The organism is Bradyrhizobium sp. Leaf396, assembly GCF_001424605.1.
In the GTDB taxonomy this organism is placed as follows: domain Bacteria; phylum Pseudomonadota; class Alphaproteobacteria; order Rhizobiales; family Xanthobacteraceae; genus Bradyrhizobium; species Bradyrhizobium japonicum_C.
Window position 1 is genome coordinate 1 of sequence record NZ_LMQJ01000008.1, and the last position, 23,860, is coordinate 23,860.

26 protein-coding genes and 1 pseudogene are annotated in these 23,860 nt (G+C 65.1%); 13 read left to right on the top strand and 14 right to left on the bottom strand.

What is annotated here, in order from left to right; translation table 11 throughout:
- The 6 genes and pseudogenes from ASG57_RS09725 to ASG57_RS09750 form a co-directional block, all read left to right on the top strand.
- On the top strand, positions 1-1,195 hold a 1,195-nt coding region (locus ASG57_RS09725), incomplete at its 5' end, for a response regulator (RefSeq protein ID WP_156402628.1).
- A gap of 32 nt (positions 1,196-1,227) precedes the next feature.
- Positions 1,228-1,599, top strand: a 372-nt coding sequence (locus ASG57_RS09730) for a chemotaxis protein CheW (protein WP_156402635.1), incomplete at its 3' end; no start/stop codon positions are given.
- A gap of 1 nt (position 1,600) precedes the next feature.
- Positions 1,601-1,843: pseudogene (locus ASG57_RS09735) on the top strand (chemotaxis protein CheW); the annotation flags it as partial.
- Between the two features lie 69 nt (positions 1,844-1,912).
- Complete coding sequence (locus tag ASG57_RS09740; protein WP_007600538.1) at positions 1,913-2,278, top strand: response regulator; 366 nt, start codon at positions 1,913-1,915, stop codon at positions 2,276-2,278.
- A gap of 75 nt (positions 2,279-2,353) precedes the next feature.
- Positions 2,354-3,547, top strand: coding sequence for a protein-glutamate methylesterase/protein-glutamine glutaminase (locus ASG57_RS09745; RefSeq protein ID WP_024341749.1), 1,194 nt, complete (start codon positions 2,354-2,356; stop codon positions 3,545-3,547).
- Positions 3,544-4,416 carry a CheR family methyltransferase gene (locus ASG57_RS09750; RefSeq protein WP_024341748.1) on the top strand — a complete coding sequence of 291 codons (873 nt, stop codon included), beginning with the start codon at positions 3,544-3,546 and terminating at the stop codon, positions 4,414-4,416. The genes ASG57_RS09745 and ASG57_RS09750 overlap by 4 nt, the downstream gene beginning before the upstream one ends.
- Positions 4,417-4,468: 52 nt before the next feature.
- On the opposite strand, the gene ASG57_RS09755 is transcribed toward ASG57_RS09750, so the two are convergent.
- The 4 genes from ASG57_RS09755 to ctrA form a co-directional block, all read right to left on the bottom strand.
- Positions 4,469-5,629, bottom strand: coding sequence for a glutathionylspermidine synthase family protein (locus tag ASG57_RS09755; protein ID WP_024341747.1), 1,161 nt, complete (start codon positions 5,627-5,629; stop codon positions 4,469-4,471).
- Between the two features lie 3 nt (positions 5,630-5,632).
- Positions 5,633-6,016, bottom strand: a complete 384-nt coding sequence (locus ASG57_RS09760) for a hypothetical protein (protein ID WP_024341746.1) — start codon at positions 6,014-6,016, stop codon at positions 5,633-5,635.
- Positions 6,017-6,018: 2 nt separating this feature from the next.
- Positions 6,019-6,423 (bottom strand): DUF350 domain-containing protein, encoded by a 405-nt coding sequence (locus ASG57_RS09765; RefSeq protein WP_024341745.1) that lies wholly within the window; start codon positions 6,421-6,423, stop codon positions 6,019-6,021.
- Positions 6,424-6,634: 211 nt separating this feature from the next.
- Positions 6,635-7,336, bottom strand: coding sequence for a response regulator transcription factor CtrA (gene ctrA, locus ASG57_RS09770; RefSeq protein ID WP_016848562.1), 702 nt, complete (start codon positions 7,334-7,336; stop codon positions 6,635-6,637).
- 416 nt (positions 7,337-7,752) lie between these two features.
- On the opposite strand from ctrA, the gene fliI reads away from it, so the two are divergent.
- The 5 genes from fliI to ASG57_RS09795 all read left to right on the top strand — a co-directional run bounded on the left by fliI (position 7,753) and on the right by ASG57_RS09795 (position 12,752).
- Positions 7,753-9,078: a flagellar protein export ATPase FliI gene (gene fliI / locus ASG57_RS09775; protein ID WP_024341744.1), complete on the top strand. Its 1,326-nt coding sequence runs from the start codon at positions 7,753-7,755 to the stop codon at positions 9,076-9,078.
- 121 nt (positions 9,079-9,199) lie between these two features.
- Positions 9,200-9,619 carry a flagellar export protein FliJ gene (gene fliJ, locus ASG57_RS09780; RefSeq protein WP_011084990.1) on the top strand — a complete coding sequence of 140 codons (420 nt, stop codon included), beginning with the start codon at positions 9,200-9,202 and terminating at the stop codon, positions 9,617-9,619.
- Between the two features lie 318 nt (positions 9,620-9,937).
- Positions 9,938-10,483, top strand: coding sequence for a sigma-70 family RNA polymerase sigma factor (locus ASG57_RS09785; RefSeq protein ID WP_024341743.1), 546 nt, complete (start codon positions 9,938-9,940; stop codon positions 10,481-10,483).
- Positions 10,484-10,558: 75 nt separating this feature from the next.
- Positions 10,559-11,614: an anti-sigma factor gene (locus tag ASG57_RS09790; protein ID WP_024341742.1), complete on the top strand. Its 1,056-nt coding sequence runs from the start codon at positions 10,559-10,561 to the stop codon at positions 11,612-11,614.
- A gap of 178 nt (positions 11,615-11,792) precedes the next feature.
- Positions 11,793-12,752 (top strand): helix-turn-helix transcriptional regulator, encoded by a 960-nt coding sequence (locus ASG57_RS09795; RefSeq protein WP_024341741.1) that lies wholly within the window; start codon positions 11,793-11,795, stop codon positions 12,750-12,752.
- A gap of 207 nt (positions 12,753-12,959) precedes the next feature.
- Here ASG57_RS09795 and ASG57_RS09800 read toward each other — a convergent pair whose 3' ends face one another.
- The 8 genes from ASG57_RS09800 to ASG57_RS09835 all read right to left on the bottom strand — a co-directional run bounded on the left by ASG57_RS09800 (position 12,960) and on the right by ASG57_RS09835 (position 20,332).
- Entirely contained in the window at positions 12,960-13,163 is a 204-nt protein-coding gene (locus tag ASG57_RS09800) for a hypothetical protein (RefSeq protein ID WP_024341740.1), read from the bottom strand.
- Positions 13,164-13,458: 295 nt separating this feature from the next.
- Positions 13,459-15,600 carry a flagellar biosynthesis protein FlhA gene (gene flhA / locus ASG57_RS09805; protein WP_024341739.1) on the bottom strand — a complete coding sequence of 714 codons (2,142 nt, stop codon included), beginning with the start codon at positions 15,598-15,600 and terminating at the stop codon, positions 13,459-13,461.
- Between the two features lie 343 nt (positions 15,601-15,943).
- A complete protein-coding gene (locus tag ASG57_RS09810; RefSeq protein WP_024341738.1) occupies positions 15,944-16,246 on the bottom strand; it encodes a copper-binding protein in 303 nt (100 codons plus the stop codon).
- 15 nt (positions 16,247-16,261) lie between these two features.
- A complete protein-coding gene (locus tag ASG57_RS09815) occupies positions 16,262-16,717 on the bottom strand; it encodes a cupredoxin domain-containing protein (RefSeq protein ID WP_024341737.1) in 456 nt (151 codons plus the stop codon).
- A gap of 32 nt (positions 16,718-16,749) precedes the next feature.
- Entirely contained in the window at positions 16,750-18,084 is a 1,335-nt protein-coding gene (locus ASG57_RS09820) for a copper oxidase (RefSeq protein WP_024341736.1), read from the bottom strand.
- A 13-nt stretch (positions 18,085-18,097) separates the two neighbouring features.
- A complete protein-coding gene (locus tag ASG57_RS09825) occupies positions 18,098-19,522 on the bottom strand; it encodes a TolC family protein (protein WP_024341735.1) in 1,425 nt (474 codons plus the stop codon).
- A gap of 9 nt (positions 19,523-19,531) precedes the next feature.
- Positions 19,532-19,816: a hypothetical protein gene (locus tag ASG57_RS09830; protein WP_024341734.1), complete on the bottom strand. Its 285-nt coding sequence runs from the start codon at positions 19,814-19,816 to the stop codon at positions 19,532-19,534.
- Between the two features lie 72 nt (positions 19,817-19,888).
- Positions 19,889-20,332 (bottom strand): hypothetical protein, encoded by a 444-nt coding sequence (locus ASG57_RS09835; protein WP_024341733.1) that lies wholly within the window; start codon positions 20,330-20,332, stop codon positions 19,889-19,891.
- Positions 20,333-20,483: 151 nt separating this feature from the next.
- Here ASG57_RS09835 and ASG57_RS09840 point away from each other — a divergent pair, with 151 nt between their 5' ends.
- Complete coding sequence (locus ASG57_RS09840) at positions 20,484-21,749, top strand: MFS transporter (RefSeq protein WP_024341732.1); 1,266 nt, start codon at positions 20,484-20,486, stop codon at positions 21,747-21,749.
- A gap of 6 nt (positions 21,750-21,755) precedes the next feature.
- On the opposite strand, the gene ASG57_RS09845 is transcribed toward ASG57_RS09840, so the two are convergent.
- Positions 21,756-22,172, bottom strand: coding sequence for a cupin domain-containing protein (locus ASG57_RS09845; RefSeq protein WP_024341731.1), 417 nt, complete (start codon positions 22,170-22,172; stop codon positions 21,756-21,758).
- A gap of 76 nt (positions 22,173-22,248) precedes the next feature.
- Between ASG57_RS09845 and ASG57_RS09850 the strand changes: the two genes are divergently transcribed.
- The gene (locus ASG57_RS09850) at positions 22,249-23,169 is read left to right on the top strand and encodes a LysR family transcriptional regulator (RefSeq protein ID WP_162250042.1); all 921 of its coding nucleotides are present in this window, start codon (positions 22,249-22,251) and stop codon (positions 23,167-23,169) included.
- A 3-nt stretch (positions 23,170-23,172) separates the two neighbouring features.
- Here ASG57_RS09850 and ASG57_RS09855 read toward each other — a convergent pair whose 3' ends face one another.
- Complete coding sequence (locus ASG57_RS09855) at positions 23,173-23,811, bottom strand: TetR/AcrR family transcriptional regulator (protein WP_024341729.1); 639 nt, start codon at positions 23,809-23,811, stop codon at positions 23,173-23,175.
- Positions 23,812-23,860: the final 49 nt, after the last annotated feature.

Consider the following 23,860-nt stretch of genomic DNA (forward strand, 5'->3'; position numbering starts at 1 on the left):
ACTATATCGCCAATGGCGCAGTGTCCTATCCCGAGCCGGACGTGACCAATTGCGGCGGCGTCTGCTCAAGATCGACGACGGCGCGGCCTCCGATCCCGAGAACGGCTTCATCGTGGTGACGCAGGTCGGCAGCCAGACTTTTGGCATCGTCGTCGACGGCGTGTTCCACACCGAGGAGATCGTGGTCAAGCCGATGTCGACCAAGCTGCGTCACATCGACATGTTCTCCGGCAACACCATCCTGGGCGAYGGCGCGGTSATCATGATCATCGAYCCCAACGGCATYGCCAAGGCGCTCGGCGCCGCCGGCTCCTCGGCCCATGACATGGGCGACGAGAACGGGGCCCATCACATCGGCTCGGGCGAGCAGACCACCTCGCTGCTGGTGTTCCGCGCCGGCTCGTCGCAGCCCAAGGCGGTCCCGCTCGGGCTGGTCACGCGCCTGGAAGAGCTGCCGGCCGACAAGATCGAGTTCTCGAACGGCCGCTACATGGTGCAGTACCGCGAGCAGCTGATGCCGCTGGTGGCCATGGAAGGCGTCACCATTGCGAGCCAGGGTGCCCAGCCGATCCTGGTGTTCGCCGACGACGGCCGCTCCATGGGCCTCGTCGTCGACGAGATCATCGACATCGTCGAGGAACGGCTCAACATCGAGGTCGGCGGCTCGGGTTCGGGCATTCTGGGCTCGGCCGTGATCAAGGGCCAGGCCACCGAGGTGATCGACGTCGGCCACTTCCTGCCCATGGCGTTCTCCGACTGGTTCACCCGCAAGGAGATGAAGCCGTCRTTGCATTCGCAATCGGTGCTGCTGGTCGACGACAGCGCGTTCTTCCGCAACATGCTGGCGCCCGTGCTCAAGGCCGCCGGTTACCGCGTCCGCACCGCGCCGACCGCGCAGGAGGGCCTGGCGGCGCTGCGCGCGCAGAGCTTCGACGTGATCCTGACCGACATCGAGATGCCCGACATGAACGGGTTCGAGTTCGCGGAAGTCGTCCGTTCCGACAACAACCTCGCCGCGACGCCGATCATCGGCCTCTCCGCACTGGTGTCGCCGGCGGCGATCGAGCGCGGCCGGCAGGCCGGCTTCCACGACTACGTCGCCAAGTTCGACCGTCCCGGCCTGATCGCGGCACTGAAGGAGCAGACCGCGGGCGCCGCCGGCGCCTCCGAGCTGAGCCGGGCGGCGGCGGCTTGAACCTTAAGCGGGATGGATCAGGAGATACGCATATGAGCAGCAAGACCCAGATCGGCGAAGGCGCCATGGTCGAATACGTCACCGCGATGATCGGCGGCCAGCTGTTCGGCCTGCCGATCTCCCGCGTCCAGGACGTGTTCATGCCCGAGCGCGTCACCCGCGTGCCGCTGGCCTCGCGCGAGATCGCGGGCGTCCTCAACCTGCGCGGCCGCATCGTCACCGTCGTCGACATGCGCTCTCGTCTCGGCCTGCCCAGGGACGAGGATGGCAAGACCCCGATGGCCGTCGGCGTCGACCTGCGCGGCGAATCCTATGGCCTCTTGATCGACCAGATCGGCGAGGTGCTGCGCCTGCCCGAGGCCGGCATGGGAGATCGCCAAGGAGTGTGGCGGCGGCGATTTCTCNGAGGATGGCAAGACCCCGATGGCCGTCGGCGTCGACCTGCGCGGCGAATCCTATGGCCTCTTGATCGACCAGATCGGCGAGGTGCTGCGCCTGCCCGARGCCGGCATGGAGGAGAACCCCGTCAACCTCGACCCRCGCATGGCCAAGCTCGCCGGCGGCGTCCACCGCCTCGATGGCCAGCTCATGGTCGTCCTCGACGTCGATCGCGTCCTCGAGCTGGCGCCCGAAATGATGGCGGCCTGATACGGCGGCGCCGCCGCCGGCGGACTTGCAACTGGAAGTGCCCCGTAAGGGGAGGAAGCAGAGGTTCACATGCGAACTTGTCTCGTCGTTGACGATTCCAGCGTCATCCGGAAGGTTGCGCGCCGGATCCTGGAAGGCCTCGACTTTCAGATCCTCGAAGCCGAAGACGGCGAAAAGGCGCTGGAGGCTTGCAAGCGCGGGCTGCCCGATGCGGTGCTGCTTGACTGGAATATGCCGGTGATGGACGGCTACGAGTTCCTCGGCCATCTCAGGCGCATGCCCGGGGGCGACCAGCCCAAGGTGGTGTTCTGCACCACCGAGAACGACGTCGCGCATATCGCGCGCGCGCTGCACGCCGGCGCCAACGAATACATCATGAAGCCGTTCGACAAGGACATCGTGACGGCGAAATTCCAGGAAGTCGGCCTGATCTGAGCGACCGCCCGGAGGCCGAACGGATCCTTCGGAGCTATTTTTCAACTGAACCGTTTCAGTCTGAGTTGGTGAGTAATGAGTGTTGCGTTCGCAGGTAATTCGACCACGGGCTCGTCGCGTGAAACGGGGCCGCTGCGGGTCATGATCGTCGACGACTCCGTCGTCATCCGCGGTCTGATCTCGCGCTGGGTCGGTGCCGAGCACGACATGGAGGTCGCGGCCTCCTTGCGCACCGGGCTCGAAGCGGTCAACCAGCTCGAGCGCATCAACCCCGACGTTGCCGTGCTCGACATCGAAATGCCCGAGCTCGACGGCATCTCGGCGCTGCCAAAACTGCTGGCGAAGAAGCGCGATCTCGTCATCATCATGGCCTCGACGCTGACGCGCCGCAACGCCGAGATCAGTTTCAAGGCGCTGTCGCTCGGCGCGGCCGATTACATCCCCAAGCCGGAGTCGACGCGCGAAGCGTCGGCGGCGGACATCTTTCACCACGACCTGATCCAGAAGATCCGCCATCTCGGCGCACGGCTGCGTCGCAAGCCCGCGGTCGCAAGCCCGCCGCTCGCGCCGGCGAGTCCGGCGCCCGCGATGCGTGCACCGTCCGTCGCAAGGTCTGCCGCGCCTGCACCGGCTCCGGCCGCACCGTCATCGGGGGCGCTCACGACGCGTGCGTTCTCGACCCAGGTACCGAAGGTGTTGCTGATCGGATCCTCGACCGGCGGACCGCAGGCGCTGATGGCGCTCGTCGCCGATCTCGGGCCGGTGATCGACCGCGTCCCGGTGCTGGTCACCCAACACATGCCGCCGACCTTCACGACCATCCTTGCCGAGCATCTGGCGCGCTCGAGCCGCCGGCCGGCAGCCGAGGCGGTCGACGGCGAGCTGGTGAAGCCGGGACGGATCTATCTCGCGCCGGGCGGCAAGCACATGCGCGTCGCACGCAGCGGCGGGGACACCGTGATCGCGCTCGACGACGGTCCCGCGGTCAACTTCTGCAAGCCCGCGGTCGATCCGCTCTTCACCTCGGCCATCGACGTCTGGCACGGCAACATTCTCTCCGTAATCCTGACCGGCATGGGCTCGGACGGCATGCGCGGCGGCAAGGACATCGTCGCTGCCGGCGGCAGCGTCATCGCACAGGACGAGGCTTCCAGCGTGGTTTGGGGCATGCCGGGGGCTGCGGCCAATGCTGGCATCTGCGCGGCGATCCTGCCGCTCAACCAGATCGGCGCCAAGGTCAATCGCCTGTTCGCGGGAGACCGCTCGTGACGCCGGTCGACTACGATTATCTGCGCAAGTTCCTGAAAGAACGCTCCGGTCTCGATCTCTCCGCCGACAAGCAATATCTGGTCGAGAGCCGGTTGCTGCCGCTCGCCCGCAGGGCGAGCCTGGAAGGCATTCCCGATCTCGTGCTGAAGATCAGGAATGGCGACGGTCGGCTTGCGACCGACGTGGTCGAGGCGATGACCACCAACGAGACCTTCTTCTATCGCGACAAGATCCCATTCGATCATCTGCGCGACACCATCCTGCCGAGCCTGATCCAGGCGCGCGCGGCGCGCAAGTCGATTCGCATCTGGTCGGCGGCCTCCTCGACCGGGCAGGAGCCTTATTCGATCGCGATGTGTGTGAAGGAGATAGGCGCAGCCTTGGCCGGTTGGCGCATCGAGATCGTGGCCACCGATCTGTCGCAGGAGGTGCTGGAGAAATCCAGAGCCGGTGTCTATAGCCAGTTCGAGGTGCAGCGCGGCCTGCCGATCCAGCACCTGATGAAGTATTTTACGCAGGTCGGCGAACTCTGGCAGCTCAATGCCGACATTCGCGCCATGGTGCAGTTCCGCCAGCTCAATCTGCTGCAGGACTTCTCTCATCTGGGCACGTTCGACGTGATCTTCTGTCGCAACGTGCTGATCTATTTCGATCAGGACACCAAGGCGGTGATCTTCGAGCGCCTGGCCAAGGCGATGGAAGCCGACGGCACGCTGCTGCTTGGCGCTGCCGAATCCGTCGTCGGCATCACCGACGCGTTCCGCCCCGTCACGGAGCGTCGAGGTCTCTACCAGCTCAATCCTGCGCGTTCAGGCCGTCCGATGGGCGGATTGATGCCGCCGTCGTTGAAGATCGCCGCGGCGCGGTGAACTCTCCGTCATTCCGGGCTCGCGACTTTGTCGCGCCCGGAATGACGAGCCTTCACAAAATCGCATGCGGCAGAAACCGCGAACCGTTTCCCGTGATCGGGCTCTCGTCTTCGCGGATCGATAGGCCGCAGGGCTCGTGGTTCACCAGCCAGCTTCCGATCACTGGATAGAACCCTGAGAAATTCGGCAGCGGTGACAGCGCCTGCCGCACGAAGCCTTCCGCGCCGTAGGGCCCGGCCTGTTCATCGAGCGGCATGCCGCCCGACACCAGCGTGACGTTGGCGCCTTCGCGCGACAGCAGCGGCTTGCGCACAAACGAGCTGCCGAGCTCGGCGGCGCGCGGATCGTCCTCGAAGAAGGCCGGCAGCAGATTGGGATGGTTCGGAAACATCTCCCAGAGCAGCGGTAGAATGCCCTTGTTGGAAAGCACCGCCTTCCACGGCGGCTCGATCCAGCGTGTCGGCGCGCTCGCGAGCTTGGCGCCGAACGTGTCATGGAACATCCACTCCCAAGGATAGAGCTTGAAGGCCAGTGCGATGTCGCGATCGTCGAGATCGACGAAGCCGCCGGGCTCGTCGCGCCAGCCGATCTGCTCGATATCGAGCAATTTGGTCGAGAGCCCGGCTTGGCGCGCGGTGTCTTCGAGATAGGCGAGTGTGCCGGCGTCTTCCTCGTTGTCCGTGACGCCGGTGAGATGGATGTGGCGGCTGCCGGCGATCTCCCTCCAGGCCGCGATCAGCCGCTCATGGATGGAGTTGAACTGATCGGCGCGCGGTGGGACGATGCGCCGTTCGATCGCCTGTTCGAGCCAGGTCCATTGAAACACCGCGGCCTCGAAGATCGAGGTCGGCGTATCCGCATTGTATTCGAGCAGCTTTGCCGGACCTTTGCCGTCGAATTTGAGGTCGAGCCGGCCATAGAGGCTGCGGTCGTCGCGCTTCCAGCTCTCGGCGATCAGGCTCCAGAACGCTTCCGGAATCTTCAATCGTCGGAGATGGCGCTCATCGCCGATCACCCGTCCGACGAGCTCCAGGCACATTGCGTCAATGTCACTGGTCGGTGCCTCGATGCCGCGCTCGATCTCGTCGAGCGTGAAGCCGTAATAGGCACGCTCGTCCCAATAGCGCTCGCCGCCGATAGTGTGGAAGGTGAAGCCGCATTGCGCTGCGGTCTCACGCCAGTCATCCCGCTCGAGGCAGCTGATGCGCTGCATGGATCAGCCGCCGCCGGAGAAGCCGTGGCCGAACGAGCCGAAGCCGCCGCGGCTCACGCTGCCGTGGCCGGAAACGGACGACGTTCCCGACGAGGAATGACTGGAGGAATCGCTGTTGAAGAAGCTCGACCGCGACGACCAGCGCGAGCTGCTGCCCCCCGACGAACTGCTGCTGCTGCATGTCGTGGTCGTCTGCTCCGGCACGGCTCCGGGGGTGGGCTCGCAGTTCTGCCGCGGCATCAAGGTGTAGGCGGTGGTGCCGACCGCAATCGTGCCCATCACCAGCAGCGCGACATGGCCGGAGCGCTTGGTCGGCGGCCGTGACGGCGGTGGCTCGGCCACCGGCCGGCGCTTGCCGAACTGCTTTTTGGCGGGTTTGTCGGCCATGATCAGTAGATCATGCTGGCAGCGTTCAGCAGCCCCGCGGCGAGCGAGGACAGGCCGAGCCAGATCGCCGGCGCAAGCTCGCCGGCATCGATTCGCGCCGACAGGTTCGGCACCGGAACCTTGACGAGATAGAACACGATGACCTGGACGACCAATGCGATCGTCGCCCAGATCAGGCAGTCCAGCACGTTGGCCGAATGCGCGATGGCGCTGACCAGCGGCGCGACGAAGCCGAGCAGGCTGAGCCCAAGTGCGATCGCCGCGGCCGGCTGGTTGTCGCGGATGAGCTGGAATTCGTTGTGGGCGGTGATGCGCGTATAGACGAACAGATAGGCCACGATCGCGATCAGCCCGGTGCAGAAATAGACCAGGAAGGCGGGCAGGCCGGCGAGTGATTGCAGGATCATCGTTCCCCCATCGTGCAGCGACCATTCGTCGGCGGGAGGAGGTTAGCGGTTCAAATGTTAGGGGGTGGTGAAGCTGGAACGGTACGGTCGGTGCAATCTCCCTCAAGCAGGACCGGGAGAGGACGCCCCCAAAAAACAAAACCCCGCCATTTGCGGCGGGGTCCAGGCTGGGAGGAGCAAGCCCTGCGGGGCTTGCCACGTGAACCCAGGATCAGGCGGGGATGCGCTCGTCGGCTTCGTGCGGCTCGCGCAGCACATAGCCGCGGCCCCACACGGTCTCGATGAAGTTGCGGCCCTCGGACGCGTTGGCCAGCTTCTTGCGGAGCTTGCAGATGAAGACGTCGATGATCTTCAGCTCGGGCTCGTCCATGCCGCCATAGAGATGGTTGAGGAACATTTCCTTGGTGAGGGTCGTGCCCTTGCGGAGCGAGAGCAGCTCCAGCATCTGATATTCCTTGCCGGTCAGATGCACGCGCTGGCCGCCGACTTCCACCGTCTTGGTGTCGAGGTTGACGACGAGGTCGCCAGTCTGGATGACCGACTGGGCATGGCCCTTGGAGCGGCGCACGATCGCGTGGATGCGGGCCACCAGCTCGTCCTTGTGGAAGGGCTTGGTCATGTAGTCGTCGGCGCCGACGCCGAGACCCTTGACCTTGTCCTCGATGCCGGCGAGGCCGGAGAGGATCAGAATCGGTGTCTTGATTTTCGAGACCCGGAGCTGCTTGAGCACGTCGTAGCCGGACATGTCGGGCAGGTTGAGGTCGAGAAGAATAATGTCGTAATCGTATAGTTTACCGAGATCGACGCCTTCTTCCCCCAAATCGGTCGTGTAGACGTTGAAGCTCTCCGACTTCAACATCAGCTCGATCGACTGCGCGACGGCGCTGTCATCTTCAATCAGCAAAACGCGCATGCCAGTTCCCCATAGTCGCCGCTCCTGGGCGTCAGGTCGGCCGCATTCGCGGCACTCAACAAAACGCCTTTGAACAACTGATTCGGATCCTGACGACAGATGGTTAACAAACTCTGATTCTGGAACGCAAGTCCCCACCGTGCAATTTTTGTCGAATCGCCCTAAGGTCTTGCGCGCGAAGCAGCTTTCGTCACCTAGTTCCGTTCAAGCTCCACTTTAAGAGACGGGCCTAACCGACTCCCGCGACTCAGCCTTCTTCTGAAGGGAAGCCACGCTCAGTGTCAAAGACAGTGACGCAATGATTAATGATGCGGGTAAACACGAAGTTAAGCGCCGTTCAGAAATATGGCGAAACTTAAGGTTTTGACCGTGATGTCCCGGATGAGCAGCGCGCGCCCTTTCATGAAGGCCCACCGATGAAGGCTTTGGCCGAACAGATCGGCGACATCGACGGCATCAACATATATGGCCGCGTGGTCGGCGTGCGCGGCCTGATGGTCGAGGTCGCCGGTCCCATTCATGCCATGTCGGTCGGCGCGCGGCTGGTGATCGAGACCGGTGCCAACCGTACCATTCCCTGCGAGGTGATCGGCTTCTCCGGCAACAATGCCGTCGTGATGCCGTTCGCCGGCCTCGACGGCGTGCGCCGCGGTTGCAAGGCGGTCATCGCCAATGCGGCCAATCAGGTGCGGCCGTCTGCAGCGTGGCTCGGCCGCGTCGTCAACGCGCTGGGCGAGCCGATCGACGGCAAGGGGCCGTTGCCGCAGGGCTCCTCGCCGATGCCGTTCCGCAATACGCCGCCGCCGGCACACTCGCGCAAGCGTGTCGGCGCGCCGCTCGATCTCGGCGTGCGCGCGATGAACACCTTTCTCACGTGCTGCCGCGGCCAGCGCATGGGCATCTTCGCAGGCTCCGGCGTCGGCAAGTCGGTGCTGCTGTCGATGCTGGCCCGCAACGTCGATGCCGATGTCAGCGTCATCGGACTGATCGGCGAACGCGGCCGCGAGGTGCAGGAGTTCCTCCAGGACGATCTCGGAGAGGAGGGGCTTGCGCGCTCAGTCGTGGTGGTCGCGACCTCGGATGAGCCGGCGCTGATGCGCCGCCAGGCCGCGTATCTGACGCTCGCGGTCGCCGAGTATTTTCGCGACGAGGACAAGGACGTGCTCTGCCTGATGGACTCGGTGACGCGCTTTGCCATGGCTCAGCGCGAGATCGGTCTGTCCGCCGGCGAGCCGCCGACCGCCAAAGGCTACACCCCCACCGTCTTCACCGAATTGCCGAAGCTGTTGGAGCGCGCCGGGCCGGGCCTCGGGATAGGTGCCATCACCGCGATCTTCACGGTGCTGGTCGATGGCGACGACCACAACGAGCCGATCGCGGATGCGGTCCGCGGCATCCTCGACGGCCACATCGTGATGCAGCGCGCGATTGCGGAGCGCGGCCGCTATCCCGCGATCAACATCCTCAAATCCGTCTCGCGCACCATGCCGAAATCGGCGGACCCGCAGTTCTGGCCGGTCATCCAGCGGGCACGCCAGGTGATGGCGACCTATGCCGACATGGAGGAATTGATCCGGCTTGGCGCCTACCGGGCCGGCTCCAGCCCGGAGGTCGACGAGGCGATCCGCCTGCACGAGCCGCTGGAGGCGTTCCTGCGCCAGCGCAAGGACGAGAAGGCGTCACTGGCGGACGGCTACCGCCAATTGGCGCAAATCCTCGGCAATTTGGAAACGGAACGCTAACTTTGTCAGGTCATCATCCGATCCAAGAGAGTAGCAGAGCCGGTCTTGGCCCCCATCGGGCCTGTGGGGTGACCGGTGTCGTCCCACGTGCAGCGCGGGGACTTCTGGGGAGTACGAGTCGATGAAGTCACGAGATACCCTCATCCGCCTGAAGAAGTTTCAGGTCGACGAGAAGCGCCGCAGGGTCACCCAGATCGAGACCATGATCGCAGACTTCCAACGCATGTCGGTCGATCTCGAACGTGAGATCCAGACCGAGCAGGAGCGTGCCGGGATCAACGATCCCTCGCACTTCGCCTATCCGACTTACGCCAAGGCCGCGATCCAGCGCCGCGAGAACCTGACCCGTTCGGCCGATGAGCTCAAGGGCCAGCTCGACGAAGCCAAGGCCGCACTGGCCGAAGCTTTCGAGGAGCTGAAGAAGGTCGAGCTGCTCGACGAGCGCGACCAGGCCCGCGAGCGCGCCGAAGAGAACGCCCGCGAGCAGGCCGACCTCGACAGCATCGGCCTGATGCGTGCTCGCATCGGCGCCGTCGCGTAACGGCGCCGGCAAGCCAGAGCACCGAGAAATCCGCGAACCCGGACCCGCAAGGTCCGGGTTTTCGCATGTGCTGTCCACAGTGCGGCGCCGCACCCCTTGGTGCTCGGCTTTGCCGCGCGCTATGGTGGCTGGAATGAATGCTGTGCCAGCAACAGCGGTGCCCACCTCTTCCCTGGGAGAGGTCGGCGCGGAGCGCCGGATGAGGGGTGACGGTCCGCCGTCTACCCCGTGCCCCCTCACCCGATTTGCTGCGCAAATCGACCTCTCCCCGTGTGGGAGTGGTGAAGGGAAGCGACGGGCCGCTTTTCAGGGGGCTGAATGCTGACGCCAGCAGAGCTGGTCGGGTTGATCGAGGCGGTGGCGAAGCGCGATCAGGCCGCGTTCGAGCGCCTTTACGCCGCTACGCGCGCGAAACTCTATGGCGTCGTGCTCCGTATCTTGCGCCGACAGGATCTCGCAGAGGAGGTCATTCAGGAGACCTACGTCAAGATCTGGAACGGCGCCGGCCAGTTCAATCCGGCCCTGTCGTCGCCGATCACTTGGATGGCCTCGATTGCGCGCAACCGCGCCATCGACATCGTGCGCAAGAAGTCGGAAGCCTCCATCGAGGACGAGCCTCAGGCGATGGAGGTTGCGGCCGAGAGCCCCGATCCGCTGGCGCGCCGCGAGATGACCGAGGAGCTGAAGCGCCTCCTGGAATGTATCGGCCGGCTCGAGCCCGACCGCCAGCGGCTCGTGCTGCTCGCCTATTACAACGGCTGGAGCCGCGAGCAATTGGCGGAAAAATTCGCTGCTCCCGTCAACACGGTGAAGACGTGGCTCCGGCGCAGCATGCTGGATATCAGGGAGTGCCTCGGGCTCTAGAGGATGATGAGAGTGGCAGAGACCAGCGCGGCAACGACAGTTCACCTCTACCTGCGCGAGAGGTGAAGGAGTGTGATGGACTACACCGAGGACCATATCGCGCTCGCCGCGGAATACGCGCTCGGCACGCTCGATGCCGATGAGCGTGCCCAGGTCGAGACCATGATGGCGGTGGACGAGGCGTTCGCCGGCATCGTGCTGTCCTGGTCCTATCGGCTCAGTGCCCTCAACCAGATGGTCGGCTCGGTCGAGCCGCGCCCGATCGTGTGGGAGAACATCAGATCCGAGATCGCGCGCACGGCCCTTGCGCAACAGCCGTCCGCGCCCGCCGAGGCTACGCCTCCGCCGCCTCTGCCGGAACCGCCCTCGCCCGACACCGGAGAGCTCTCGACGGAGAGCTCGTCATCGGCCGACGTGCAGCGTCCTCAAGTCGAGCCTCCGGCGCGGCCATCTGACGAGCCTGATGCGATACCCGACATCGCGCCGCAATTCATCCCGCAGGTGCATGCTCCCGATCTCAACGTCGTCCGCGCACCGCAGACGCCGGTCGCGGACGATGGCAACGTGATTCGCCTCGAGAACCGGGTGAAGCGCTGGCGCTCCATCGCATCGGCTGTCGGTGCGCTTGCAGCCGTGCTGCTCGTGACGCTGTCTCTCCAAATCTTCCTGCCCGAGGCGCTGCCGGGCGCCTTGCGTCCGGCGCCGCGCATCCAGACCGTCGAGGTCAAGACCCCGGCCGCGCCGCTCGCCCCCTCCGCGCAATATGTCGCGCTGCTGCAGGGCCAGGGCGGCGGCCCTGCCTTCATTCTCACCATCGATGGCGCGACGCGAAATTTCACGGTGCGGAAGGTCGGCGCGACGCCGGAGCCGGGCAAGAGCTTCGAGCTTTGGCTGATCTCGGACAAGCTGCCGCGGCCGCGCTCGCTCGGCGTCATCGGCGCGAGCGATTTCACCGCGCGTCCGCTGCTCGCGTCCTACGATGCCGAGGTCGTCAATGGTGCGACCTACGCCGTCACGGTCGAGCCGGCCGGCGGTTCACCGAACGGCCAACCGACCTCGGCCCCAGTGTTTTCCGGAAAGCTGATCGAGACTGTCCCGCCCACGCAAGCGCAGGCGCCGGCGAAGAAGTAGGTGTCGACCGTCCCTAGGGGCCGCATTCCTGTCGCTGCGGTCCATTCCGCCGTCGTATTTCGACAAGCCTGGCCGAATCCGTGCCTGGTTTGAACCTCTCCGCAATTGCCGGCGTCAAATCCCCGGAATTTGAAGTTGGCGCCGCCGATCGCGCTGCCGGAGAGGGGCTAGAAATCAGATGGATGCAGCGAGAACGCCGGGCATCTTCCGTCACCAATATGCGGGGCTGCCGCACGGCGCGGCCTTCGAACATTGGCGCGAGCGGGCCGTCGGCTCCTGCGGCCTCGATATCGGGCCGAGCCATGGCGAGAGCATCGATTGCAGGCTCCAGATCAGCGTGGTCGACAACATCGCGCTCGCTATTCCCGAAGGCGCCTCCGCACAATATTCCCGCACGCAGAGTCATCTTGCCGACGGCAGCGACGACCTCGTTCTGATCGCGGCACATGCGGGCCTCGTCAGCGTCGGACAGAACGGCCACACCGTCGAACTCTCGCCCGCTCAGATGGTGCTGGTCGACATGAGCGTCACCGGCACTGTCGGCCATACCGATGAGAATCGCTTCACCTCTATCCGCATGCCGCGCCGCGCGCTGCTCGATATCAGTCCGCGCGCCGAAGACAAGCTATCCCAGGTGCTGAGCGACGGTGCGGTCGCCGAGACCATCTTCCGCTACCATGCGCTCGCCGCCAACCACGCGCCGCATCTCGATGCGGTGGGCCAGCGCCTGACCGCGCAGCATATGGTCGATCTCGTCGGCCTCCTGCTCGGCACCGATGCAGAGCACGCGAGCCGCGCACGCGGCCGGGGGCAGGCGGCGGCCCGACTCGACCTCATGCGCGCCGACGTGATGGCTGCGCTCGGCCGCAACGATCTCTGCCTGTCCGAGGTCGCGACGCGCTCGGGTCTGAGCCCGCGCCAGGCGCAACGCCTGTTCGAGCAGGCCGGCACCACCTTCACCGAATTCGTGCTGGAGCAGCGTCTGCTTCATGCGCGCAAGCTGCTCGGCGATCCCCGCGCCAGGGCGCGCAAGATCAGCGACATCGCGCATTCCTCGGGCTTCTCCGACCTGTCCTATTTCAACCGCGCCTTCCGCAAGCGCTTCGGCGCGACGCCGTCGGAGCTGCGCGAGGCGTAAGCAGCGACTGTGACGACGATCATCGGGCGGCATCGTTCGCCTTGCGTGCAATTGCTCACCGCGCAAAACATACCCAGACATGAGAAAGCGCCCGTGGGGGGCGGGCGCTTTCCGTAGTCGACTTGGGGTTGGGGTCGTCTACATATCCACGTGGCGACTTTGGGGGGCTGGTAAAGAGCCGCGTGAATTCCTGAAACTCATGTCTCCTCAGCGAACGAGCGAGGTGTTCGCGCTGGTGATGGTGACCGGCTTGCCGGCCTTCATGACGCGTGCGGTCTGGGTAAGGCCTTCATCCGAGCTCGTTGCGCGCGCGGTGATGCCGAGGCCCGCCACCGCGATGCCGGCAACGAGCGCCACCACCACGATCTTGAGGTGGGTCGAGCGATCTGCGCTGTAAATCGAGTGGTTCATGGAAGCCTCCTGCCGCCATCTACCCGAAGTAGTCGCCAGCCTGTTCAGGCAGGTTCATGCTTCCGGTGCCCAACAACCTAGTATTGGGTGGATTCGTTCCCAAGGGGCGATCACAAGAGCGTGAAATGACGTGAAAGGCCGCGATCAGAAAACGCTCATCGGCCCTGCATTTTGGCAATTATTTCAAAGCTGTAATGTGCGTGCCAGGGGCTGTTTCGGCGGTTGGTGGACAAAGCGCCGGGAACTCAAAAACCATTTGCCTGTGGCTGAAAAGCATACGGCTTCTTAAGGCAAATCAGATGCTTCCGACCGTTTTGAGCCTCGCCCTTGGGTGGATTTCGGCCTGCGACAGCACGGTGGTCTGGGCCCGGAACCGCTCCACCAGGGACCGGACGAAAGGACGAATGGCCGCGGAGGTGACCAGCACCGGCGCTTCGCCTTCTCGGGCGGCGCGTTCGAAGGCCTCGCGCACGGCGGTCATGAACTCCGACAATTTCGAGGGCTGCATCGCGAGGCTGCGCTCCTCGCCCTGGCCGATGATCGACTCGGCAAAGGCCTGCTCCCACTTCGCCGAGAGCGCGATCAGCGGCAGATAGCCGGCATAGGAGGTGTTCTGCGCGCAGATCTGCCGCGCGAGGCGGGCGCGGACGTGCTCGACCATGGTGGCTGGATTGCGCGAGAAGGCGAGCGAATCGGCGATACCTTCGAGGATGGTCGAGAGGTCGCGGATCGAGATGCGCTCGGCGAGCAGCAGCTGCAGCACGCGCTGGATGCCGGAGACCGTCACCTGTCCCGGGACGATATCCTTGACCAGCTCGCTCTGCTCCTTCGGCAGCTCCTTGAGCAGCTTCTGCACCTCGCCGTAAGAGAGCAGGTCCGACATGTTGGCCTTGAGCAGCTCGGTGAGATGGGTCGAGAGCACGGTCGCGGCGTCGACGACGGTGTAGCCCTTGAGCGAGGCCTCTTCCTTCAGGCTGGCATCGACCCAGGTCGCGGGCAGGCCGAAGGTCGGCTCGGTGGTGTGGATGCCGGGTACCTGCACCTGGCCGCCGCCGGGGTCCATGACCATGAACTGGTTCGGCCAGATCTTGCCGGTGCCGGCGTCGACCTCCTTGATCTTGATGATGTAGGTGTTGGCCTCGAGCTGGACGTTGTCGAGGATTCGCACCGCCGGCATCACGAAGCCCATCTCGATCGCGAGCGAACGGCGCAGCGCCTTGATCTGCTCGGTGAGGCGGTCGGTGCCGTCGGGGCCGTTGACCAGCGGCAGCAGCGCATAGCCAAGCTCGATCTTGAGGTCGTCGATCTTGAGTGCGGCCGAGATCGGCTCTTCGGTCGCAGCGGCCCCCGGTACACCGGGCTGACCTGCCGCGGGCGCGGCCTTGGCGGCTTCTTCGGCCTTGGCGGTGACCCGGTTGCGGTTGCGCGAGTTCCAGGCCAGCGCGCCTGCGCCGAGGCCAAGTGCGAGGAACGGGAGCGTGGGAATGCCCGGCAGCGCCGCCAGCACCAGCATCACCGCCGAGGACATCGCGAGCGCCTGCGGATAGCCGGAGAACTGCTTCATCAGCGCCTTGTCGGCGGCACCGGAGACGCCGGCCTTGGAGACGAGCAGGCCGGCCGCGGTCGAGACGATCAGCGCCGGCACCTGGGTGACGAGGCCGTCACCGACGGTCAGGAGCGTGTAGGTGCGGCCGGCGTCGGCGAAGGACATGCCCTGCTGCGCCACGCCGATGATGATGCCGCCGACGACGTTGATGAAGACGACGAGCAGTCCGGCGATGGCGTCGCCGCGGACGAACTTGGAGGCGCCGTCCATCGCGCCGAAGAAGCCGCTCTCGTCCTCCAGCTCCTTGCGCCGCTCCTTGGCGACCTTCTCGTCGATCAGGCCGGCGGAGAGGTCGGCGTCGATCGCCATCTGCTTGCCAGGCATGGCGTCGAGGTGGAAGCGCGCGGCGACCTCGGCGATGCGGCCCGAACCCTTGGTGATGACGACGAAATTGACGATGATCAGGATGGCGAAGACGATGATGCCGATGACGAAATTGCCGCCCATCACGAAGTTGCCAAAGGCCTCGATGACGTGGCCGGCGGCGGCCGTGCCCTCGTGTCCGTGCGAGAGGATCAGGCGGGTCGAGGCCATGTTGAGCGACAGGCGCAGCATGGTCGAGATCAGCAGGACGGTTGGGAAGGCCGAGAATTCCAATGGCGCCTGGATGAACAACGATGTCATCAGGATCAGGATCGAGAGCGTGATCGAGATCGCCAGGAACAGATCCAGCACGATCGCGGGCAGCGGCAGGATCAGCACCACCAGGATGGTGAGGACGCCGAGCGCCAGCGCGATATCGCCGCGCTTGAGGATGGTGACGATCTCGCTGAGGGAGGGGATGCCGGGCTTGGCGCTGCCTACGCCCTGTCCCGCCGTGACGTCGACCATGGTAGCTGCCTCCCCGCGCGACTGCCGTCCGCGCGCCCCAAACGTCTGCGCGGCGGCCGATGGGCCGCCGTTCCGAAAGTGAGGCACCGCACTGGCGTCCACAGGGAGTCCCCCGTTCTAACGCGGCCGACGACACTCGACTTCACCCGGCAATTTTTGCCCGGTGTATGGTTAGCAAAGGGTTAACGGAGGGGTAGAGAGAGGGTGGGCCCGGGGTTTTCGGGGCGCTCGGGCTGCCATCCGGGGCGCCCGAAGGGCGAACCCCGGAATTATCGGGCCGCAGGTGGTGTGGGAAATGGAGTCCGGGCTCGTGCCCAGGGGGCACGCCCCGGAATGGCAGAGCCTACTTGGCCTTCTGCATCCTGGTCACCGTATATCCCGACGTTCCTTCCTCAGCCTCGAAGGTCACCTTATCGCCGACCTTCACTTGCTTCAGCATCGCAGGATCCTTGACCCGGTAGACCATGGTCATGGGTTCCTCCATGCCGAGGCTCTTCGCCGGTCCGTGCCTGAGCGTGATCTTGCCGGCGCCCTCGTCGATCTTCTTCACCTCGCCGCTGATCGCGGCGCCCTCGGCTGCGAGAGTTGCGGTCGCAAGGCCCATGCTCAGTGCCAGTGCAGCAGTGATACCAATGATGCGGTTCATGATAGTCTCCATTGCTTACTTCACGGTGACGTGGCCGATCATGCCGTAGTCGCGGTGATCGGGGATCAGACAGGAAAATTCGAACGTGCCGGCCTTGCTGAATTTCCAGAGGATCTCGGCCGTCTTGCTCGGGGCGAGGCGCACTGCGTTCGGCTCGTCGTGCTCCATGTGCGGATGCTTCTTCATCTCCTGAGCATGCGCGAGATTCTCTTTGGTCGTGGCGAGCAGGAATTCATGGTCCTCCTTGCCGACATTGCGCAGCACGAAGCGGATCTGCTCGCCGCGCTTCACCTCGATCCGGGCGGGCGTGTAGTCCATCTCGTTCATCAGAATCTCGATGGTGCGCGCGGGCTTCTTGGGATTGCCGGGCTCGCCGGCCGAAAAGGTTGCGTGCCCGTGCTTCTCATGGGCAAGCGCCGGCGCGGTCGAAAGCGCGGCCAGCGCGAGGCCGAGCTTGATGGCGGTCTTCATCGTGGTCTCCAGTAGCTGGTTCATCGGAACGCTCACATCTTCATGTTCTTCATCGGCGCGCCCGGCTTTTGCCGGGCCGGCTCTGCGGCGGGCGCCGTGACCTCGTAGGCGACGGTGCCTTGCGGGAACTTGTATGGCCCAGGATCGCGGTAATCGTCGCGCGCGAGGTCCTCGCGGATCTTCATCACCGTGAACATGCCGCCCATCTCGATCGGCCCGAACTGGCCGGTGCCGGTCATCATTGGCAGCGTGTTGTCGGGCGCGGGCATCTCCATGTTGCCCATCGCCATGCCGGTCGAGCCCATGGCCATTCCGTCGGGCGCGAGCTTGCCGACGGCCTTGGCGAGATCCTTGCGCGACACCCCGATGAGGTTGCGCACATCGTGCCCCATCGCATTCATGGTGTGGTGCGACTTGTGACAATGAAATGCCCAGTCGCCGGGATTGTCCGCGAGCACGTCGAACACACGCACCGCGCCGACCGGCACGTCGGTGGTCGTCTCCGGATATTGTGCGCTCTCCGGAATCCAGCCGCCGTCCGTGGAGGTCACCGCAAAGCTGTGGCCATGCAGATGGATCGGGTGGTTGGTCATGGTGAGATTGCCGATCCGCACGCGCACCTTGTCGCCGAGCCTGACCGGCAGCGGATCGATGCCGGGAAACACCCGCGCATTCCAGGTCCACATGTTGAAGTCGGTCATCTCGTTGACATGGGGCAGGTAGGTGCCGGGGTCGACGCGATAGGTGCTCATCACGAAGACGAAGTCCCGGTCGACGGGCCGAAAGCTCTGGTCGCGCGGATGCACGACGACCATGCCCATCATGCCCATTGCCATCTGCACCATCTCGTCGGAATGCGGGTGGTACATGAAGGTTCCGCTTTTCTTCATCTCGAATTCGTAGACGAAGGTCTTGCCCGGCTGGATGTGCGGCTGGGTCAATCCGCCGACACCATCCATGCCGCTCGGAATGATCATGCCGTGCCAGTGCACGGTGGTGTATTCGGGCAGTCTGTTGGTGACGAAGATGCGGAGCTTGTCGCCCTCGACGGCTTCGATGGTCGGGCCGGGCGACTGGCCGTTGTAGCCCCACAGATTCACCTTCATGCCTTCGGCGAATTCCCGCACCACGGGTTCGGCGACGAGATGGAATTCCTTCCAGTCGCCGTTCATCCGGTACGGCAGCGACCAGCCGTTCAGCGTGACCACGGGCCGATAGTCGGGCCCGCTGATTGGATGCAGCGGCGGCTGCATCACGGCCTTGTCCATGGTGGGTGCTTCCGGAATCGAAGCGGCCTGCACACGGCCGCTGATGGCCGACGCGCCGGCAAGCGCGGCGCTGCCCAAGAATCCTCGCCGGGAAAACATGCTGGCCTCTCTCTCAGTGGCCGCCGGCGGCAGGCGCTGCCGCGGCGACGGTGGTTGGACTGTCGGCGCCGGCCACCGGGGCGTAGCCGCCATTGACGACGCTCTGCAAATCGGCCTGGGCGAGAAAGAATCTCTGCCGGGCATCGATCGCGCCGCGCAACGACGCCAGACGCTGCCGCGCCTCGGTGAGCAGCGCGAAGATGTCGACTTGCATGCTGGAGAAACGCAGCTGCATCTCCTCGGTGATGATCTTGCGCAGGGGGATGATCTCGCGCTGGTAATGGCTCGCGATGTCGTAGGTGGAGCGATAGACGCGATAGGCATCGCGCGCCTCGGAGCGCACATTCACGGCACGCTCGGTCAGGCGGTTGAAGGCGAAGTTGTAGGATTCGACGGCCTGCCGCACCCGCACCTCGCCGCCGTCGAAGATCGGAATCTGGAACTGCACGTCGAAGCCGCGCTCGCGGAACGGGGCTCCTTCCGGCTCCTGCGTGCGGCGGGTCATGCCGGCGAGATCGAACAGCGTCACAAAACGCGTCGCCTCGGTGAGGTTGAGGGCCTTGGCCAGTGCGTTCAGCTCCAGCCGCGCGATCTGCAAGTCGATGCGATGGGCCACCGCATCGGCCTCGATCGTGGGCAGCGCTTGTGGCCTGCGCGGCAGCGGCGGCAGTTGATCGGGGAGGCGGAAGTCCAGACCGGCGTCCCACAGCCCCATCAGGCGGGCCAGCCTTTCGCGGGCGCTCGCTGCAACCTGGCGCGCCGTTGCGAGGTCGGCGGTGGTCTCGGCGTAGAATACCTGCTCGCGGGCCTGGTCGAGCTTGTTGAGAGAGCCGGTCTCCCCCAGCTTGACCGCGAGCTGAGCGGTCGATTCCGCCGTCGCCTTCGCGTCCGTCAGCAGCCCTACCATTTCGTTGCCCGCGACGGCGCGGGCATAGGCGCGGCGGACGTCGGCGGCGAGCCGCAGCGTCGCCAGGGCAGCGCGCAGCTGGGCTTCACGGAAGCGCTCGCGAGCAATGTCGGAGCGGAACGGCAGGGTGGCGAGCGCGAGGATGTCGCCGACGACCTGACGCTCGATCTCGCTGGCGCCATTGCCGGTGATGCGCGAGACCGCGAACACGGGATTGGGCGGCAGGCTCTGTTCGACCAGATCGGTCTCGGCCAGCGCCAGCTCGTTATAGGCGGCTTGCAGCCCCTTGTTGTTGAGTAGCGCGATCTGCACGGCTGTGTCTGCGGTCAGCGTCCGCGACAACAGCTGGCGAACGCGTGCGTCGACCGCGGCAGCACTCTCGGCCGTTCGCACGAAGGCGACGTCCTTGTTAATGGTCTGGCCCGTCAGCTCGGCAACTGCCGTCATCCCGCTATCGGGTGAGAATGCGACGCAGCCGGAAACGCTGAACGCAGTCAGGACCAGCAGGCCCCGCGCCAAATGGTGTGCCATGGCGCGCTCCTACCGCTCTCGTTTCGGCTGCGGCGTCACATTCTCGTTGCGCTCGCGCCACGACGCCGGCGTCGCAGGCCGCAGGCTCGTGTAGGGCGCGATGGTCGAGCGATAGCCGACGGGCGCGACCTTTACCGCCGGATCAGCCGGATCGGCGCTGGCGACCTGGGGCGTTGCCGGCATGCAGCCGGACAGCACCAGTGTGGCGAGGGCCAGCAACGGCCAATTGAATCGAAAGTGTCGTCCACGTGCCGCGGATGCGGCGGCGGACCTCGCCCCCGAAGATGTAAACATGTTCATCCCTGATCTGGAGACCACAGGTTCGTGCGCGCAAAGGCGCGCTCGGCCCGAAATCGTCGCGTCAGATCAGGCGATGGGGGGACGGTAGTGCAGGGGCGGCGCCGCGCTGTGCAGGCTGGCCACGATCTCGGGCGCGCAGGCAGACATGGGCTGCACTGGCGTCGTGACGATGGGCAGATCGGCCGGCAGAGCGCTGACGCACATCATCGCGCAGCATGGACCCACTGTTCCGTCGCCGCCATGGCGATGCTGAGCGGGTGCATCCTTCTCGGCCGTCTGATGATGGGCGTGCGGTTCCGCGTGGTCGTCCGACGAGCCGTCATGATTGTGGCCAGCTTGCATCTGGTGGTGCACCGGCACAGGATCGGCGAGGCGTACGTCGTCAAGACAGGGGGCAGCGCCATTGCCCCAGGCAAGACTTGCTGCTGGCGCGAGCACGCAGAACAGATAGGCGAGGGCGATGATCCGCCCCACCCTGATCCGCAACGGTCGCGTCAATCGCAGCAACATTCCGCCGATATGCTCTCCGCGCGGCAGGAGTGCACACGCAGATTGCAAACTAGTAGCAAATCGCACCGTCGCCAAGCTCCTTGTTACCGCAGTGCACCGCGCATGCCCAATATCGCGCCACAATGCTTGACCCTGTGAGGATCCGCGGGCCATGTTCCGGGCCGTGCACGCGCCAAATCATCCAGGACAGACGCCTCACTCATTCAGCCCTGATTCTCGTCAGGCCTGGATGCGGCTGGTTATTGCGCTTCTGATCGGCTCGATCGGCGCCGTCGGCATGTGGGCGGTCGTGGTCGTGATTCCGATCGTGCAGGCCGAATTCGGCGCCACGCGCGGCGCGGTGTCGCTGGCTTTTACCCTCATGATGTTCGGCTTCGGGCTCGGCGGCGTGATCGCCGGGAAAATCACCGACCGCTTCGGCATCGTTCCGGCGATGGCGATCAGCATCGCCTTCCTCGGCGTCGCCAACGTGCTCGCTGGCCTGTCGAGCCAGCTCTGGCAGTTCGTCGCCGCCTACTTCCTCATCGGCCTCGGCACCGCGGCGACCTTCGCGCCGCTGATGGCGGAAGCCTCGCACTGGTTCGAGCGTTACCGCGGCCTCGCCGTGACCATCGTTGCCAGCGGCAATTATGTCGCGGGCACGATGTGGCCGCCGCTCGTGAGCTGGGGCACGCAGGAGATCGGCTGGCGCTATACCCATATCGGCATCGGCATCGTCTGCGTCAGCCTGATGACGGTGCTGGTGCTGGTCCTGCGCGCGCAGATGGGCAGGGACACGGTCCACGATCATGCCAACGCACCGCCGCCGCGGGTCGATCTCAAGCTCTCCACCAACACGCTGACGGTGCTGCTGTCGATCGCCGCCATCGCGTGCTGCGTCGCGATGGCGATGCCCCAGGTGCATATCGTCGCCTATTGCGGCGATCTCGGCTATGGCGTGGCGCGTGGCGCCGAGATGCTGTCCTTGATGATGGCCTGCGGCATCATCAGCCGGATCGGCTCGGGCTACCTGGCCGATAAGATCGGGGGTATCCGCACCCTGCTGGTGGGATCGCTGGCGCAGGGCTTTGCGCTGGTGTTCTATCTGTTCTTCGACAGCCTCACCTCGCTGTATCTGATTTCGGCGATGTTCGGCCTTTTCCAGGGTGGCATCGTGCCGAGCTACGCGATCATCGTGCGCGAGGCGATGCCCGCGAGCGAGGCGGCGACGCGCGTCGGCATCGTGATCTTCGCCTCGGTGTTCGGCATGTCCTTCGGTGGCTGGGTGTCCGGCGTGATCTTCGATGCCACCGGCTCCTACGGCGCGGCGTTCGCGAACGGCGTAGCGTGGAATGCGCTGAACATCGGCATCGTCGTGTTGCTGCTGATTCGCTCGCGGATGAGCGCAATGAAGACCGGCCCGGGATTCGCCACTTAGTCCTGTTCAATGCGCGAGCAGGTCGAGAAAAGGCGTATCGACCGCGCTGACATAGAAGATGACGACCTTGGTCTCTCTCTCCGTCCGATTGTAGCCGGTCATCGGCACGCCGGGTGGTTCGACCAGCGCCTCGCCCGCCTTGATCGTGAGGGGCGGCTTGCCGGCCAGTTCCAGAGTGAAGGCGCCTTCCTGCACATACACAGTCACTGGGTAACGGTGGGTGTGATAGACGGTCTTGTCGCCGGGCCTGAATGATGCGGTCATCACCCGCACCGATTGTTTGTCATCCCTCGGCAGCCCCTCGACGACTTGCTGCAGCGCCACATGAGGTTTGGCGATGCCATGCGCCTCGTGGCTTTGAGCGATGGCTGCGGCAGGAGTGCCCAGCACGATTGCGGCGCCGAGGGCGAGGTGAGGGCGCATCTTCAATCTCCATTGCAAGGTCGCGGACGCGCAGCCTAGGAGCGGTCGTTCAGCCGCGGGAGCCGCAACATTGCGGGTGGCGGCCGCAGAAGTGCATAATCCCCACATGTTCGACTGGAACGACCTCAAATATTTCCTGGCGGTCGCGCGCCACGGCAGCACCATTGCCGCCGGCAAGGCGCTCGGTCTCAGCCAGTCGACCGTGCATCGTCGGCTCGACGAACTGGAGCGGCGACTGGGCCGCACACTGGTGACCCGCCAGCAGAGCGGCTACCGCCTGACTGAATTCGGCCAGGCGATGTTGCCGTATGCGGAGCGCGTCGAGGCCGCCATTATCGACTTCACGCGGCGCACCAGCGACGTCGAGCAGGACATGAAAGGTGTGATCCGCGTCACCTGCCCGGAGCCGATCGTTGCCCGGCTGACCCAATCCGGCCTGCTCGACGTCTTTCGCGCGCAGCATCCCTCGCTGCGGGTCGAGTTCGTGATGAGCGACCGCTATCTCGACCTCTCCAAGGGCGAGGTCGATGTCGCGTTTCGCTCCGGTGACACCGACGACCAACTCGTGGGGCGAAAGATCGCCGAGTCGATCTGGGCGGTCTACGCCAGCCGCGACTATGTCGAACGACACGGCAAGCCTGAGCGCATCGAGGACCTCGAGCGGCATCTGCTGGTCGGCCTGGACGATTCGCTGGCCAATCACCGCGCCGTCAAATGGCTGAAAGAGGTCGCGCCGGATGGCAGGATGTCGGCTCGCATCAACAGCGTGCTTGGCCTCGTCTCTGCGATCAAGTCGGGAGTGGGCATCGGACCGCTTCCGATCGCACTTGGCGACGCTGAGCCCGGCCTCGTCCGCGTGCTCGGCCCGATCGCGGAATTGACGCGGAGCTGGCGTATCCTGACGCATCCCGATCTCAGGCGCGTGCCGCGGATCGCTGCGTTCTTCGACTTCATCGTGCTCCAGCGCGAGGCGTTGAAGCCCATCCTGACGGGATGACCTTCACCGCTTCCGCTTCGCGGCCGCTCTCGCCGGCTTGGCGACGCGCGTCTTGCTTTTGGCACCGGGCCGCACCCGCAAGCCATCGACGAACACGTCGAGCATCCGCAGCACCGAGGACTGCCATCCGGGCTGGTCGTGCATGTAGCACATGCCGACGAGTGCCCTGAGCAGGTCCTCCGGGCCGAGATCGCCACGTATCTGGCCGGCCGCAACCGCGCGGTCGAGCAACGAGCCGATCGCCTTCGTCAGCCGGTCCATCGAGAATGCCGCGAGCTCCGACGAGCTCTGGAAGGTCAGCGCCAGCGCGGCCGACATGCCCTTCTTGGTGGCAACGAACTCGACGTTGGAGCGCAGCCAGCGACGCAACGCGTCCACCGGGTCCTTGGCATTCTTCAACTCCTCGGCAAGCTCGCTGAGCTGCTCGACTTCGCGCCGGTACACCGCCTCGAACAGATCCTCGCGGGCCGGAAAATGCCGGTACAGCGTGCCGATGCCGACGCCGGCGCGTTTGGCCACCGCCTCCAGGCTCGCCTCGGGACCGCCGGCGCTGAACACCGCCTTTGCCGCCTCGAGCACGCGCTCGCGATTGCGCATGGCGTCGGCGCGCGGTTTGCGGGTTCGGTTGGTGTGGTCGTCCATGCCGGCAATGTAGATCACGAATTGGTTAGATAGAACCCTCGCCGGACCC

What these genes read in the sequence shown, in the direction of transcription:
- ASG57_RS09755 (WP_024341747.1), bottom strand. Translation starts at nt 5,629, where the DNA reads ATGCAGCGCATCAGCTGCCTCGAGCGGGATGACTGGCGTGAGACCGCA.
- ASG57_RS09790 (WP_024341742.1), top strand. Translation starts at nt 10,559, where the DNA reads ATGGACTACACCGAGGACCATATCGCGCTCGCCGCGGAATACGCGCTC.
- ASG57_RS09830 (WP_024341734.1), bottom strand. Translation starts at nt 19,816, where the DNA reads ATGTTTACATCTTCGGGGGCGAGGTCCGCCGCCGCATCCGCGGCACGT.
- ASG57_RS09845 (WP_024341731.1), bottom strand. Translation starts at nt 22,172, where the DNA reads ATGCGCCCTCACCTCGCCCTCGGCGCCGCAATCGTGCTGGGCACTCCT.
- ASG57_RS09835 (WP_024341733.1), bottom strand. Translation starts at nt 20,332, where the DNA reads ATGTTGCTGCGATTGACGCGACCGTTGCGGATCAGGGTGGGGCGGATC.
- fliJ (WP_011084990.1), top strand. Translation starts at nt 9,200, where the DNA reads ATGAAGTCACGAGATACCCTCATCCGCCTGAAGAAGTTTCAGGTCGAC.
- ASG57_RS09840 (WP_024341732.1), top strand. Translation starts at nt 20,484, where the DNA reads ATGTTCCGGGCCGTGCACGCGCCAAATCATCCAGGACAGACGCCTCAC.
- ASG57_RS09785 (WP_024341743.1), top strand. Translation starts at nt 9,938, where the DNA reads ATGCTGACGCCAGCAGAGCTGGTCGGGTTGATCGAGGCGGTGGCGAAG.
- fliI (WP_024341744.1), top strand. Translation starts at nt 7,753, where the DNA reads ATGAAGGCTTTGGCCGAACAGATCGGCGACATCGACGGCATCAACATA.
- ASG57_RS09745 (WP_024341749.1), top strand. Translation starts at nt 2,354, where the DNA reads ATGAGTGTTGCGTTCGCAGGTAATTCGACCACGGGCTCGTCGCGTGAA.
- ASG57_RS09800 (WP_024341740.1), bottom strand. Translation starts at nt 13,163, where the DNA reads ATGAACCACTCGATTTACAGCGCAGATCGCTCGACCCACCTCAAGATC.
- ASG57_RS09820 (WP_024341736.1), bottom strand. Translation starts at nt 18,084, where the DNA reads ATGTTTTCCCGGCGAGGATTCTTGGGCAGCGCCGCGCTTGCCGGCGCG.
- ASG57_RS09765 (WP_024341745.1), bottom strand. Translation starts at nt 6,423, where the DNA reads ATGATCCTGCAATCACTCGCCGGCCTGCCCGCCTTCCTGGTCTATTTC.
- ASG57_RS09810 (WP_024341738.1), bottom strand. Translation starts at nt 16,246, where the DNA reads ATGAACCGCATCATTGGTATCACTGCTGCACTGGCACTGAGCATGGGC.
- ASG57_RS09795 (WP_024341741.1), top strand. Translation starts at nt 11,793, where the DNA reads ATGGATGCAGCGAGAACGCCGGGCATCTTCCGTCACCAATATGCGGGG.
- ASG57_RS09855 (WP_024341729.1), bottom strand. Translation starts at nt 23,811, where the DNA reads ATGGACGACCACACCAACCGAACCCGCAAACCGCGCGCCGACGCCATG.
- ctrA (WP_016848562.1), bottom strand. Translation starts at nt 7,336, where the DNA reads ATGCGCGTTTTGCTGATTGAAGATGACAGCGCCGTCGCGCAGTCGATC.
- ASG57_RS09740 (WP_007600538.1), top strand. Translation starts at nt 1,913, where the DNA reads ATGCGAACTTGTCTCGTCGTTGACGATTCCAGCGTCATCCGGAAGGTT.
- ASG57_RS09825 (WP_024341735.1), bottom strand. Translation starts at nt 19,522, where the DNA reads ATGGCACACCATTTGGCGCGGGGCCTGCTGGTCCTGACTGCGTTCAGC.
- flhA (WP_024341739.1), bottom strand. Translation starts at nt 15,600, where the DNA reads ATGGTCGACGTCACGGCGGGACAGGGCGTAGGCAGCGCCAAGCCCGGC.
- ASG57_RS09815 (WP_024341737.1), bottom strand. Translation starts at nt 16,717, where the DNA reads ATGAAGACCGCCATCAAGCTCGGCCTCGCGCTGGCCGCGCTTTCGACC.
- ASG57_RS09760 (WP_024341746.1), bottom strand. Translation starts at nt 6,016, where the DNA reads ATGGCCGACAAACCCGCCAAAAAGCAGTTCGGCAAGCGCCGGCCGGTG.